Genomic DNA, 12,571 nt, shown 5'->3' on the forward strand with positions numbered 1-12,571 from the left:
GGTTCGGGGGTGCTTGTCAAGGCGGGAAAGATGCCTTGACAAGCACCCCCGAACCGCAGATGCGCTTCGTATCGGGGTGCGGGGGAGGTGTGGGTGCCTCGCTCGTTGGGTGCAGCGGTGCGGTTTGGTGCCTTGGTCGGTGGGTGCACCGGTGCGGTTCGTTGGGGGTGGGGCTTGCGCCCCAATGTGGCATTGGGTGCATCTGACGCACCCAATGTGGCGTTCGGTGCGTGCGACGCACCCAATGCCACATTGGGGTCTTTCACGGTCCGGTGGCTGGTCGTGAGGGGAACCCTCAGGGAATCAGCGTCTGTGAGGGTGGCCCTCACGAACCGAACTGTTGCAGCAATGTGCTGAGCGGCGTGGTGGTGAAGGACGGGAGGACTTGGTCTGCTTTGGCGAAGTCCAGGGTTGCGGTGATGGGGTTTGGTACTGCGATGGTGGTGATTCCGGCTGCTTTCGCTGCGCTCACGCCATGCGGGGAGTCTTCGAAGGCCAGGGCTTCTTCTGCGGTTACGCCTAGGGTTCGCAGGGCTGCCAGGTAGGTGTCTGGGTCTGGCTTTGGTTTGTGGCGGTCGCCGGTTTCTACTGCGGTGAAGCGGGCGGCCAGGCCTAGGCGTTCCAGTTGGCCGTGTACCCAGGTGCCGGAGGAGCTTGAGGCGACGCCTAGGGCCAAGCCGCGGCGGGCAGCTTCGTCTAGGTAGTCGAGTACGCCTTCTCGTGGGCCGTCTTCGGCTAGGAGTTCGTGTACTCGGGCGCGCATGGACGGGCGCAGCGATTCCGGGTCCACGTTTTCTACTTGTTCGGCTAGCAGCTTGAACATCGTCGCGGCGGTGTTCTGGGTGCCGATGACTGTGTGCCAGACGTCCAGGGGCAGTTCGACTCCGTGTCCGGCGAACATTTCCTGCCAGGACCGCAGTACCGCTGCTTCGGTGTCGGCGAGGGTGCCGTCGAAGTCGAAGATCAATGCTCGCGTGGCCACGTCTCGCAGCTTGCCTCACGAAGGCTGGTGGCGGGTCAGTTCGTGGCGAAAAACTCCGCCAGTACCGGTGCCAGTGCGGCGGTTTTCACCAGGTGCGTCTGGCCGGGCAGGGTGCGGTACGTGGCGTGGGGCAGCTGGGCCGCCGCTGCTGCGACGCCATTGCGCATCCACTCGGGGCTCTTGCCGCCGTCGAGGATCAGGGTGGGGGCGGTGATTCCGGACCAGCGTTCGGCGGGGAGTGGGCGGCCGGACTGGTTGTCGTCCATGATCTGGGCGTCGTAGGCGAGGGTGTGGGCCACGCGCTTCATCCGCGGCCAGGCGGGCATCAGGCGCATCATCGTGACCATCAGGGCGGGCAGTCCGACGCCTTCGACCATGAACGTCTTGATCGCGTCGCCCGGTTTTCCGGCGGCGACGGCTGCTTCGAGCTTCGCCTGGTAGTCGGCCGGGACGCGCTTGCGGGTGCTGTCGACGACGAACGGCGGTTCGTACACCGCGACCTTCTTGACCGGCACGCCGCGATGGGCGGCTTCCAGCACCAGAGCGGCGCCGGACGAGATGCCGTACAGGCTGATCTCTCCGCCTGCTTCCTTGGCCAGTGCGGAGATGTCTTCGATCTCGCGCTCGACTTCGTACGGGGCGGTGTCGCCGCTTTCGCCTCTGCCTCGACGGTCGAAGGTGTAGACGGTGAAGCGGTCCGCGAGGGCTTTGGCGAGATCGTCGTTGGGGGTCGAGGTGCGGTAGCAGAGCGCGCCGTCGACGAGGACTAGTGCGGGGCCGGAGCCGGTGCGGGAGTAGGCGATCTGGGTGCCGTCGGCGGACGTGACGGTGGGCATGGGGTTCCTCCTCGGGGTGGGGCTGGTGAGGAGAACTCTCGCACCCGATGGTTTGAGTTGTCAAGACAAAAAAATTAGTCGGTGGGATCTGCTGGGGTGCGAGGGGAGGGGCTGGCCGGTTTAGGCGCTGCGCAGGGTCAGCAGGGCGATTTCGTTCGGGGCGAAGACCCGGAACGGCGGGCCCCAGAAGCCGGAGCCGCGGCTGTTGTACAGCTGGGTCGGGCCGTGCCGGGTGAGGCCGGACAGCGTCGGCTGGTCGAGGCGGACGAGGAGGTGGAACGGCCAGATCTGGCCGCCGTGGGTGTGGCCGGAGATCTGCAGGTCGACGTTCTCCTCGCGGGCCTGGGCGACCTGTTTCGGCTGGTGGGCGAGCAGGACGACGGGGACGTCGGGGTCGGCGCCGTCGAGGGCCGCGGCCAGGTCGGGGCCGTGGCCGGGCAGGCCGGAGGCGGCTCCGGTGGGGTCGTCGATGCCGGCGAAGAGCAGGCGGGTGCCGTCGCGTTCGATGAGGGTCGAGCGGTTGTGCAGGGTGTCCCAGCCGAGGCCCGCCATGTGGTCCAGCCAGGCCTGTGCCTCGCCGAAGTACTCGTGGTTGCCGGTGATGTAGAACCGGCCGAGCGGGGCTTGCACGCCGCCGAGCGGGTCGACCTGCTTGCGCCGTTTGGCGACCGATCCGTCGGCGAGGTCACCGGCGTGGCAGACGACGTCGGGCTGCAGCCGGTTCAGTTCCGCGACCAGGCGCTCGGACCAGCGGGTGCGGTCGAGCGGGCCGTAGTGGGTGTCGGTGATGACCGCGACGCGCAGCCCGTCGAGCCCGGGACCGAGCTTCGGCAGCACGACGTCGACCGCCTTCACCGGCGGCACCCGCATGGCGATCCGGTTCCCGCTGACGAGCAGCACCGCCGCGACGGCCAGCGTGACCGCGGCTACGATCCGTGGCCGCGCGGGATCGTCCACTCCGGACACCAGCAGGACCAGCCGCAGCAGGTGGGTGAGGACGCTCCAGGTGAACAGCACCCACACCGCGCCGAGCGTGACGTCCCCGACCCGCGCGGCGGCGTCGCTCTGCTTCGGACCGTGCCCGAGCACCATGAGCACCGGAAAACTCACCGCGGCGACGGCGAAAACGACCGTGCCCACCACGGTGCCGGCGACCGGCCACTCCGGCAACAGCACGAGCACCGACCACGGCTCGCCGAACAACAAGAGCACCGCGGCGACCACGAAGGCAACCCGACGAACTCCGACCACGGTTTTCTTCCCTTCGCCCGCGTGCTACCCAGCGTAGCCGCATTCGGAGGGTGGGGGCCGGGGTGTGAAGGGGAGTGGGTGGCGGGGCTGGATGGTGGGGCGGCGGGTGCGGGCGGCGCGTCTGGTGGGCGGTGGGTTTCGGGCGTGGGCGGGGATGTGGTGGCGGCGGGCGCAGGGTCGCGCGTTTGGACGCGCAGCTGCTGGCGCGGGGTTTCAAGAGTGGGCGGTGGTGCGGCGCTGGCCGCGCGTCCGGCCAAGGCGGGGCCGGAACAGTCCTGCTGCGGGTCCGGCGAGCCGGGCATGGCCCGCATTCACCCCGCGTGGCTCAGGACTCTCCCCGTCCCGCGCGCCAGTTCGCCACCGTTTCCTCCACGTCCAGTGGGCGGGCTCGCAGCACCGGACCGTCCTGGGGCAGTGCGTGTGCCTTGCGGATGCGGGCGTTCAAGTCCTCGACGATCTGCCGCACCTTGGCTTCGGAGTGGACTTTCGCCAGTTTCCCCGGCAGGTCTTGGATTTCGCGCGGCAACGCGAGCGATGGCGGCAGGAACGCGGCTACGTCGAGGTCGCCTTCGCGGGCGCGGCGGATCGCCCAGTCGGTGGCGGCGTCGCGGCCGCTCGGGGGCGGCAGTGGTTTTCCTGTTCCGGGAAGGTCTTCGAAGTCGCCGCGGGCTTCGGCGGCGGCGATTTGCCGGTCGACCCACGAACCGTACGACACGCCCGGTGGTTTGCGTTCCGTCACTGGAACCACCTCCCTCGCTCCCCAGCGTAGCGGCCATGGTGCCGTCGCGGAGGGGACGAAGGTCCTGAAACGGCAGGTAAGATCCCACACTGACGGTACAAGGCCGGGAGGGGACACGATGATCGTCGAGCACGAGGGCGACGGTCCCGAGGCCGCGCGCGAGGAGGTCGCGCGCACGCTCGCGCTGCTGTGGCGCGATTGTGCGGGCGCTCCGGAACCCTCGGCTCGCGGCAGGCGGCCGACGCTCACCATCGAACGGATCATCGTGGCGGCCATCGCGGTCGCCGACTCGGAGGGGCTCGTCGCGACGTCCATGCATCGCGTCGCGAAAGAGCTCGGGGCGGGCACGATGACGCTCTATACCTACGTTCCCGGCAAAACCGAGCTGATCGATCTCATGGTCGACACTGTTCTCCTGGAACGGAATCTCCCCGGACCTGGCGAACCGCGGCCGGAGGATTGGCGTGCGCAGGTGCGCGTTTACGCCGACCGCACGCGCGACATTTACCGTCGGCATCCGTGGCTGCGCGAGCGTTCGCGCGTGCGGCCCGCGCTTGGCCCGGGGCAGCTGGCCGGTCAGGAATACCTGCTGTCCATTATGGAGAGTCTGGGGCTGCCTGCCCGGGAAATCGTCGCGGCGGCCAATTCTGTCGCGGGCTATGTGGACGCGAACGCGGCGGCCGAGGCGGAGAGTGTCCACTTGGAACGGACCACCGGACAGTCCAACGAGGCGTGGTGGGGACAGCGTTCTTCGTTCTGGCACACGTATTTCGACGTCGAATCCCACCCGGCGATGAACCGGACGTGGCTTGCCGGTGGGTTCGAGAAGCCGTCGGCGGAGCAGGCGTCGGACGCGTCGGAGTTCGGATTGGACCGGCTTCTGGACGGGATCGCGGCCCGGATCGGCGGATAGGCTCAACCGCGAGCGTCGAAGCGGATCCCGGTTGCCTCCTCGGAAAGTGTCCACAATCGACGGCCTCGCGCTGGATCCCGGGACGCGCCCATCGCCGTGCCCAGCCGGGGGCGGCCCACTCCGCCGAAAGCCGGACCGTAGTAGGCGCCGCCGGTCGCGGTGGGGTCGACGGCGGCCCGGACCGCTGGCCAGGCGCCGTGGTCCTTTCCGTGCGTATAGGGCGCGAGCAGGCGCATCACCGGCACTGGCTGGGTGATTCCCGGACGCGCGGGGCTGGCCCGCTCCAGGCTGAACCCGGGGTGCGCGAGGATCGCCCGCACCGGTGAAGAGGCCGCACGCAGGCGTCGGTCGAGTTCCATCGCGAATGACTGCACGGCGTGCTTCGACAACGCATACGCGCGGAAGTCCGAATACTTGCGCGAACTCTGCAGATCATCGATGTCGTACGGATACATCCGGGTGATCAGGCTGCCCGCCAGCACCACGCGCGCGGACGACGCGGTCAGCACCGGCATCGCCAGCGCGGTGAGGGCGAAGTGGCCGAAATGGTTGGTGCCGACCGCCAGTTCCAAGCCCTGTTTCGTGGTCCGGCGCACCGGTCCGGGGGCAGTGATGCCGGCGTTCTCGATCAGCGCGTCCAAGCGGTCCAGCCGGCCGAGCGCTTCGACGGCGGACGGGACGGAGTCGAGATCCGCGAGGTCCAGCGGGATTGTGCTCAGCGAAGCCGAACCGACCCGGGTGCGCACCATCTCGACCGCCGCGCGCAGCCGCGACGGGTCGCGGCCCAGCAGGGCGACGTGGGCTCCGGCGGCGGCCAGCTGCTCGGTGATGAAGTAGCCGATCCCGGCGTTGCCGCCGGTCACCGCATAGCACCGGCCGGCCAGGTCAGGCAGGTGCCGAGGATTCCACGCCACGATCGCTCCCCCGTAGTCCGGTTTGGTCCGGACTATACGAACGCCGCGGTCAGTGCGTCGGCGCGGCCTCCGTGGTGGTGCTGGAGGTCGTGGTGCTGGACGTCGCCGGGTTCGCCGGGGCCGAACTGGACGTTGTCGTGCTCGTCGTCGGCGTGGTGCTGGTGGGGCTCGTCGACGAGGTAGGCGTAGAAGACGTGGTGGGCGCCGAGCTGGTCGGCTTCGCCGGGGACGAGCTGCTGCTCGGCGCGGTGCTGCTGCCGGGAAGCTGCGTCGGGGTGCCGGGCTGCTGGCTCGGCGGGGCCGGGGTGACCGGCGGCGGCGCGGGCGGGGCGACGTCGCCCGCCGGGCTGCCCGCGGCGGCTTCGACCGCTCCGGGGCCGGGCGGGGCTCCGATCGGGACCTGGCTGTCCGGCAGCTTCGAGACGCCGTTGCGGTAGCCGTACGCGTACGCCATCACAGTGTCCACATAGGACTGCGAGTTGTTGTACCGGCGCACCGCGAGGCGCTGGGCGGCGTCGCTGGAGAGGTCCAGACCTCCGGAGCACAGGTAGCGCGCGGTGGCGAGCGTTTCGTCGTAGATGTTGTTCGGGTCGGAAACGCCGTCGCCGTTGCCGTCGGAGGCGTAGGACGCCCAGGTCGACGGGATGAACTGGGTCGCGCCGACCGCGCGGTCCCACACCGGGTCGCCGTCGAAGCGGCCGTGGTCGGTGTCGCGGATCGCGGCGAATCCGCCGGAACCGTCGAGTACCGGGCCGAGAATCCGCTCGAGGGTGTTGCCGCGCGCGTCGACGTAGCCGCCGCGGGCGTGGTTCGACTCGACCCGTCCGATGGCCGCGATCAGCGCCCAGTCGACGTGGCAGCCGGGTTGTTCGCGGGCCATGATGTCGGCCGCGTTGCGGTAGGCGCGCAGCATGCTGTCCGGGATGCCCAGCGGGCCGGCGGTGGTCGCCGAGCCGGGGCCGTTCGGGTAGCCCGGCACGCCGAGCGCCTGCGGGACCGGCGGCTGCGGGAGGCTGCCGTCGACGCCGATCGGCGGGAGCGTGATGCCCGGCGGCAGTCCGGGAACGCTGGGCGCGGCCTGGGCGGCCGACGGCGGCTCAGCGGCGCGCAACGCCACCGGGATGCCGGACGACGTCACCGTCGGCAGCACCACGAGCGCGCCTCCGGCGAGGGCGGCGAAAGCCCGGCTGCGGGCGTTCCGTCCCTGCGGGCGGCGTCTGGCCATGCTCGTCTCCCCGTTCGTTCTGCCGTCTGCGGCCAAGCTAGCGGATCTGTCCGCGATCCGGTGAGGGCTCGGCGGAATTCTGTCCGTTCCGGCCAACTTTCGTTCGTCTGGCATAAAACCTTTGGCGGGTTCCGGTCATCGGGGCTTAACCGGAACTTCGCCGATTAGGCCGAATGGAGCAATCCCTTCGTATGGTCCACAGTGGACCCTGAGGCGAATTAGGCCGCCGGGCCGAATCGTTTGCGGTATTCGGACGGCGACAAGCCGGTGTGCCTGCGCAGTTGCAGCCGGAGATTCGCGCCGGTGCCGAGCCCGGTGCGGGCGGCGATGCGGTCCAGACCATGTTCGCCGCGTTCGATGAGCCTGCGGGCCAGCGTCACGCGCTCGGCGGTGAGCCAGGCGAGCGGCGTCGTGCCGAGTTCCGCGCGGAACCGGCGGTGCAGGGTGGCGGCGCTGGTCGACGCGCGGGCGGCGAGGTCGGTGACCGCGAGCGGCTGGTCGAGCCGCTGACGCGCCCATTCCAGCACCGGCGCGAGCGAGGCGTCGGGAATCTCCGGCATCGGGCGTTCCACGAACTGCTGCTGGCCGCCTTCGCGATGTCCGGTGAAAACGAGGCGGCGGCTGACCGCGTTGGCGATTTCCGCGCCGTGATCGCGTTGGATCACGTGCAGCGACAAGTCGAGCGCGGCCGCGCTTCCGGCGGCGGTAAAAACTGTGCCGTCCTCGACGAAGAGGACGTCCGGCTCCAGCCGGACCCGCGGGTAGCGCGCGGTGAACTCGTCGGCCCATTGCCAGTGCGTGGTGGCCCGGCGATCGTCCAGCACACCTGCCTCGGCCAGGGTGAACGCGCCGGTGCAGAAGCTCATCAACCGCGCGCCGCGGGCGTCCGCACGCTGGATCGCGGCGAGGATTTCCGGGTTCGCGGGGGTGGCCGGATCCGGCCGGTTCGGGACGATCACCGTGTCCGCGCTGTCCACCGCGTCGAGGTCGGCGACGTCGGCGAGGGTGAAGAAGCCGAGGTGCATCCGGGCTTGGCCGCCGGGGGCCGCGAGCGCGAAGTCGTACCAGGGCCGGCGCAGTTCCGGCCGGCGCAGGCCGAACAGTTCCGTCGCGACGCCCATCTCGAACGGATTCGAGCCGTCGCCGACGATCATCACGACGCGGTGCGAGGATCCTTTCGGCATATGCGATTCCTAGCACTCCCGGCGGCGCGAGACCAGGCCCAAGATCGAGCCATGACTACTCAGCCCCTCGATCTGCAGGCCGTGCTGGCCGGATTCGACGCCCCGTGGAGCCCCCGGATCGTCGCCAACGTCAACGACTACGACATCCGCCTCGCCCGGTTCGCCGGCGAACACGTGTGGCACAAGCACGACAACACCGACGAGTTCTTCCTCGTTCTCGACGGCAGCATCGAGATCGGCCTGCGCGAAGCGGACGGCGAACGCACCGTGACGTTGACCCGCGAGCAGGCGTTCGTGGTCCCGCGCGGCACCTTCCACAAGCCGTCGTCGAAGGAGGGCGCGGTGGTGCTGCTCGTGGAGCCGTCCGGGACGCTTTCGGTCGGCGACGAGCACGAAGAAGTGCCCGACATTGTCGACGTGACCGTCGGGCATCGCGTCTGACCTGCTGGGTTGCACTGTGGGACGGCGTATCCTCGCCGTCATGAAACGCACTTCCTTCGCGCAGTGGCCGTGCTCGATCGCCCGGACCATGGACCTGCTCGGGGACTGGTGGACGCCGCTGGTGCTGCGCGACGCCTTCTACGGCGTCCGCCGCTTCGACGAGTTCCAGCAGGCGCTCGGCATCGCGCGCAACACCCTCGCCGACCGGCTGCGCAGGCTGGTCGACGAGGGTTTGCTCGAAAAGCGCGCCTACCAGGCCGAACCGGTGCGCTACGACTACGTGCTCACCGAGAAGGGCCGCGATTTCTGGAGCGTGCTGGCGGCGATGACGGCTTGGGGCGACCGGTGGCTGGCCACCGAAGCGGGCCCGCCGATCGTGCTGCACCACGACGCCTGCGGGCACGACACGACCGCGACCGTCGTCTGCGCGGACTGCGGCGAGCCGTTGTCCGCCGAGGACACCCGGATGCGGCGCGGGCCCGGCTTTCCCGAACGCCTCTCGCAGCGGCCGGACGTCCAGGCGAGGTTCGCGCCGCAGGAGTAGCCGTCCGTGGCGTTGACAGGGTCAGTCTAGTTACGCAACTATGCTGGTCGAGACGCCAACGGAGGAGGACTCGCCATGGAGTGGACCGGCGCGCGGTACGCGGACGCCCCGACGGTGCAGGTGGACGCGTGGATCGACGGCTCGCCCGAGCAGGTGTGGCGGTTCGCCTCGGACGTCGCGCTGATGCCGGAGCTGAGCGGCGAACTGCAGTCGGTCCGGTGGTGCGACGAGGGTTCGGCGCCGGCGCTCGGACGGTCCTTCGTCGGGCGCAACCACCACCAGGCGCGCGGCGACTGGGAAACCACGTCCTACATCGTCGAATGCGAGGAGCCGCGCGTCTTCGCCTGGGCGGTCAGCGATCCGGCCAATCCGACCGCGGTCTGGCGGTTCACTCTCGCCCCGGAGAACGGCGGCACGCGGCTCACGCAGTGGGCGCAGATGGGGCCGGGGCCGTCCGGGGTGACCGAGGTGATCGCGCGGATGCCGGAGAAGGAGCAGAAGATCGTGCACGTCCGGCTGAGCGAGTTCGAGGCCTCGATGACCGCCACGCTCGGCGCGATCAAGGACCGCGTGGAAGCCGCCGGATGATGCGCACGGCCACCACCGTCGAGGCGTCGTCCGGCTGGCCGGAGACCCGGGATTTCGTGCTGGAGGCGGAAAAACTGGGTCTCGGCGAATGCTGGGTGGCCGAGGCGTGGGGTTCGGACGGGCCGTCGGTGCTCGGCTACCTCGCCGCGCGCACGGACCGGATCCGGCTCGGTTCCGGGATCATGCAGCTCGGCGTGCGCACGCCGGTCGCGCTCGCGCAGGCCGCGCTCACCCTGGCGGAGATGTCCGGCGGGCGGTTCGCGCTGGGGCTCGGGCCGTCCGGTCCACAGGTGATCGAGGGGCTGCACGGGGTGCCGTTCGCGCGGCCGCTGACGCGGATGCGCGAGACGGTGCAGATCATCCGCAGTGCTTTCGCGGGGGAGAAAATCTCCTTCGCGGGCAAGGCTTTCCAGATCCCGCTGCCGGGGGAGTCCCGCCCGATGCGGCTGTCGACGACGCCGAACGAGGACATCCCGATCTACCTGGCCACGCTGTCGCCGCGAATGTTGGAGCTCACCGGCGAACTCGCCGACGGCTGGCTCGGCACGAGCTTCGTCCCCGAGGGCGCCGACGCGTACTTCCGCCACCTCGACGCCGGGCTCGCGAAAGCCGGTCGGAGCCGTGGCGATCTCGTGGTGTGCCAAGGCGCGGAGGTCGCGTTCGCGTCCGATGAGGACGAACTGCGCCCGATGGTCGCCGGGCGCAAGAAGGAGCTGGCGTTTTCGCTGGGCGGCATGGGTTCGGCGAGCACGAACTTCTACCACGACGCCTACAGCAGGCAAGGCTGGGCGGACGTCGCCGCAGAGGTGCGGGAACGCTGGCAGTCCGGCGATCGCGACGGCGCGGCCGGACTGGTGACCGACGAGATGGTGCTCGCGACGACGCTGATCGGCACCGAGGACATGGTCCGCGCGCGGCTGAAGGTGTGGCGCGCCGCCGGTGTCGACACGGTCCGGCTGTATCCGGCCGGTGACACGCTGGAAACACGGCTGGCGACGCTGGGTCGGGCACTCGAGTTGGTAACGGAAGTGCCCTGACAGACCAAGTATTGGGCCAACCGGCTGCGTCGGCGGGTCCGGCTGCGCCATAGTGTCGGCGATCCCGAACCTCAAGGAGTCGCTCGATGCGCAAGATCGTGTCCACGTTGTTCGTCTCGCTCGACGGCGTGGTCGAGGCGCCGGACCAGTGGTCGCTCTCGTACTGGAACGACGAGCTCGAACACGCGGTGGGCGACGGCATGGCGGACGCCGACGCGATGTTGCTGGGCCGCGTGACCTACGAGGGCTTCGCCGAGGCGTGGCCCGGCCGCACGGACGACCCGGGCGCGGAGTTCATGAACAGCGTGCCGAAGTACGTCGCGTCTACCACCCTGACCGCGGCGGACTGGCACAACACGACCCTCCTGCGCGGCGACCTCGGCGAGGCGATCGCGGACCTGAAGTCCAGCGCGGGCGGCGACATCATGACCAGCGGCAGCACGACGCTCGTGCGGTGGCTCCTGTCGCACGGGCTGGTGGACGAGCTGACCCTGCTGCAGTACCCGGTGGTGGTCGGCAAGGGGCGCCGGTTGTTCCCTGCGGAGGGGCCGCAGCTGGACTTCGAGCTGGCGGACTCGACGGCGTTCCGCAACGGGGTGCTGCGGCTGGTTTACCGGCCGTCCGACGACTGACACTGTCCTAAAAGGACTTCGGCCCTGCCCGAAACCGGCCCGCCGCGCAGGATTCGGGTCATTCCGCCAGACGGGCGCCGCGACGCCAGATGGCGCGGATGTTGAGCGTGTCGCTGATGTCGCGGGTCGGGTCGCCGTCGACGAGCAGAAGGTCGGCGCGGAGTCCCTCGGCGACGCGGCCCCGGTCGCTGAGGCGGAAGCGGCGGGCGGTGGTCGCGGTGGCTGCGCGCAGGGCTCGTTCGGGCGTGAGGCCGGCTTCCACGAGGTACTGCAGTTCGTGGTGCAGGCTCGCTCCGTGCGCGAGGCCTCCGAAGAACGTCTCGGGCATGGAGACATCGGTGCCGGCCAGCACGTCGACGCCCGCCGCGTCCAAGGCCCGCACGGTGTCGTACACGTCTTCGAGCTTGCCTTGCGGGTAGCGGTTGTAGCTGGAGCGCAGGGTTTCCTCCCACTCGCGGTCGAGGCGGGAGGCGACCCGCGGGTCGTCGGCGAGCGCGCTGCCGGTGATCCCCATCAGCGAGGCGTTGAGGCTGATGCAGGGGATGACGAACATGCCCGCGTCCTTGACGAGGCTGACGATCTCGGCGGTGTGCGGCTGGTCCATGAACACGTGGGCGAGCCCGTCGATGCCTGCTTCGACGGCCATTCTGGTCGCGTCGACGGTCAGCGCGTGGGCCACAGTGAGAGCGCCGTACTTCTTGGCTTCCGCGACCCCGGCGTTCACGGTGGCCTGGTCGAGACACGGCAATCCGGGATGTCCCTCCACGCTGCCGTCGTCGATCATGAACTTGATGAAGTCGGAGCCCCGGGCGAGGAGCTGGGGGACGAAGGCGGCCGCTTCCTCGGGAGTGGTGGAGAACGGCATCAGCGGCATTACCGGCGGGAGGTCCCACTTCGGGCGGAACCCTTCGGGCATCAGCTCGCTGGGGTGACCGCCGGGCGGGGTGATGCCGAAACCGGCGGACCGGACGTCGGCCACGGTGTCGTCGCCGGTGATGTGCGCCCGGTTTTCCCGGGTGTTCATCCCCTGCATTTCCAGTTCGGTCGTCACGCCGAACCGCAGTGCCAGCGCCAGCGAACCGGGTGCGGAGTGCACGTGCGCGTCGACGAGCCCCGGCAGCAGGGTGGCCCCGGTGCCGTCGACGGTTTCGCTGCCCGCGGGGATCTCGCCGCCGACCTGGACGATCCTCGTGCCGTCGAGGACCACGGTCTGCACGCCGAGGGACTTCTCCCCGTCGAAGACCCGGGCGTTGGCGATCGCGGTGAGTGTCATGGGAGGTCGTCT

At 69.8% G+C, this 12,571-nt stretch carries 14 protein-coding genes; 6 read left to right on the top strand and 8 right to left on the bottom strand.

Annotated elements, in window-relative coordinates; translation table 11 throughout:
- Positions 1–325 precede the first annotated feature (325 nt).
- The 4 genes from PUT80_RS05400 to PUT80_RS05415 all read right to left on the bottom strand — a co-directional run bounded on the left by PUT80_RS05400 (position 326) and on the right by PUT80_RS05415 (position 3,808).
- A complete protein-coding gene (locus PUT80_RS05400; protein WP_275291262.1) occupies positions 326–982 on the bottom strand; it encodes an HAD-IA family hydrolase in 657 nt (218 codons plus the stop codon).
- A gap of 35 nt (positions 983–1,017) precedes the next feature.
- Positions 1,018–1,818: an alpha/beta hydrolase gene (locus tag PUT80_RS05405; RefSeq protein WP_275291263.1), complete on the bottom strand. Its 801-nt coding sequence runs from the start codon at positions 1,816–1,818 to the stop codon at positions 1,018–1,020.
- 120 nt (positions 1,819–1,938) lie between these two features.
- A complete protein-coding gene (locus tag PUT80_RS05410) occupies positions 1,939–3,069 on the bottom strand; it encodes a metallophosphoesterase (protein ID WP_275291265.1) in 1,131 nt (376 codons plus the stop codon).
- 325 nt (positions 3,070–3,394) lie between these two features.
- A complete protein-coding gene (locus PUT80_RS05415; protein ID WP_275291266.1) occupies positions 3,395–3,808 on the bottom strand; it encodes a DUF1992 domain-containing protein in 414 nt (137 codons plus the stop codon).
- A gap of 118 nt (positions 3,809–3,926) precedes the next feature.
- On the opposite strand from PUT80_RS05415, the gene PUT80_RS05420 reads away from it, so the two are divergent.
- Positions 3,927–4,721: a TetR/AcrR family transcriptional regulator gene (locus PUT80_RS05420; protein ID WP_275291267.1), complete on the top strand. Its 795-nt coding sequence runs from the start codon at positions 3,927–3,929 to the stop codon at positions 4,719–4,721.
- A gap of 2 nt (positions 4,722–4,723) precedes the next feature.
- Here the strand turns inward: PUT80_RS05420 and PUT80_RS05425 are convergent, their stop codons facing one another.
- The 3 genes from PUT80_RS05425 to PUT80_RS05435 all read right to left on the bottom strand — a co-directional run bounded on the left by PUT80_RS05425 (position 4,724) and on the right by PUT80_RS05435 (position 8,044).
- Positions 4,724–5,635 carry an SDR family NAD(P)-dependent oxidoreductase gene (locus PUT80_RS05425; protein WP_238604529.1) on the bottom strand — a complete coding sequence of 304 codons (912 nt, stop codon included), beginning with the start codon at positions 5,633–5,635 and terminating at the stop codon, positions 4,724–4,726.
- 49 nt (positions 5,636–5,684) lie between these two features.
- Positions 5,685–6,860 (bottom strand): lytic murein transglycosylase, encoded by a 1,176-nt coding sequence (locus PUT80_RS05430; RefSeq protein WP_037815188.1) that lies wholly within the window; start codon positions 6,858–6,860, stop codon positions 5,685–5,687.
- Positions 6,861–7,078: 218 nt separating this feature from the next.
- Positions 7,079–8,044: a helix-turn-helix domain-containing protein gene (locus tag PUT80_RS05435; RefSeq protein WP_275291268.1), complete on the bottom strand. Its 966-nt coding sequence runs from the start codon at positions 8,042–8,044 to the stop codon at positions 7,079–7,081.
- A gap of 51 nt (positions 8,045–8,095) precedes the next feature.
- On the opposite strand from PUT80_RS05435, the gene PUT80_RS05440 reads away from it, so the two are divergent.
- From PUT80_RS05440 to PUT80_RS05460, 5 genes are all read left to right on the top strand, one after another.
- On the top strand, positions 8,096–8,485 hold the full coding sequence (locus PUT80_RS05440) for a cupin domain-containing protein (RefSeq protein ID WP_037815184.1): 390 nt from the start codon (positions 8,096–8,098) through the stop codon (positions 8,483–8,485).
- A gap of 40 nt (positions 8,486–8,525) precedes the next feature.
- Entirely contained in the window at positions 8,526–9,029 is a 504-nt protein-coding gene (locus tag PUT80_RS05445) for a helix-turn-helix domain-containing protein (protein ID WP_037815182.1), read from the top strand.
- Between the two features lie 75 nt (positions 9,030–9,104).
- Positions 9,105–9,617, top strand: a complete 513-nt coding sequence (locus tag PUT80_RS05450; protein ID WP_037815180.1) for an SRPBCC family protein — start codon at positions 9,105–9,107, stop codon at positions 9,615–9,617.
- Positions 9,617–10,654, top strand: a complete 1,038-nt coding sequence (locus tag PUT80_RS05455; RefSeq protein WP_037815395.1) for an LLM class flavin-dependent oxidoreductase — start codon at positions 9,617–9,619, stop codon at positions 10,652–10,654. Before PUT80_RS05450 ends, PUT80_RS05455 begins: the two co-directional genes overlap by 1 nt.
- An 86-nt stretch (positions 10,655–10,740) precedes the next feature.
- Positions 10,741–11,286 carry a dihydrofolate reductase family protein gene (locus PUT80_RS05460; protein ID WP_037815178.1) on the top strand — a complete coding sequence of 182 codons (546 nt, stop codon included), beginning with the start codon at positions 10,741–10,743 and terminating at the stop codon, positions 11,284–11,286.
- 58 nt (positions 11,287–11,344) lie between these two features.
- Here PUT80_RS05460 and PUT80_RS05465 read toward each other — a convergent pair whose 3' ends face one another.
- Positions 11,345–12,559: an amidohydrolase family protein gene (locus PUT80_RS05465; RefSeq protein WP_134670058.1), complete on the bottom strand. Its 1,215-nt coding sequence runs from the start codon at positions 12,557–12,559 to the stop codon at positions 11,345–11,347.
- Between the last annotated feature and the right edge of the window lie 12 nt (positions 12,560–12,571).

This window comes from Amycolatopsis sp. La24 (assembly GCF_029087445.1).
Classification (GTDB): Bacteria; Actinomycetota; Actinomycetes; order Mycobacteriales; family Pseudonocardiaceae; genus Amycolatopsis; species Amycolatopsis nivea.

Excerpts from the sequence above, each read along its gene's own strand:
- PUT80_RS05405 (WP_275291263.1), bottom strand. The coding sequence starts at position 1,818 with ATGCCCACCGTCACGTCCGCCGACGGCACCCAGATCGCCTACTCCCGC.
- PUT80_RS05455 (WP_037815395.1), top strand. The coding sequence starts at position 9,617 with ATGCGCACGGCCACCACCGTCGAGGCGTCGTCCGGCTGGCCGGAGACC.
- PUT80_RS05430 (WP_037815188.1), bottom strand. The coding sequence starts at position 6,860 with ATGGCCAGACGCCGCCCGCAGGGACGGAACGCCCGCAGCCGGGCTTTC.
- PUT80_RS05435 (WP_275291268.1), bottom strand. The coding sequence starts at position 8,044 with ATGCCGAAAGGATCCTCGCACCGCGTCGTGATGATCGTCGGCGACGGC.
- PUT80_RS05465 (WP_134670058.1), bottom strand. The coding sequence starts at position 12,559 with ATGACACTCACCGCGATCGCCAACGCCCGGGTCTTCGACGGGGAGAAG.
- PUT80_RS05420 (WP_275291267.1), top strand. The coding sequence starts at position 3,927 with ATGATCGTCGAGCACGAGGGCGACGGTCCCGAGGCCGCGCGCGAGGAG.
- PUT80_RS05440 (WP_037815184.1), top strand. The coding sequence starts at position 8,096 with ATGACTACTCAGCCCCTCGATCTGCAGGCCGTGCTGGCCGGATTCGAC.
- PUT80_RS05445 (WP_037815182.1), top strand. The coding sequence starts at position 8,526 with ATGAAACGCACTTCCTTCGCGCAGTGGCCGTGCTCGATCGCCCGGACC.
- PUT80_RS05460 (WP_037815178.1), top strand. The coding sequence starts at position 10,741 with ATGCGCAAGATCGTGTCCACGTTGTTCGTCTCGCTCGACGGCGTGGTC.
- PUT80_RS05450 (WP_037815180.1), top strand. The coding sequence starts at position 9,105 with ATGGAGTGGACCGGCGCGCGGTACGCGGACGCCCCGACGGTGCAGGTG.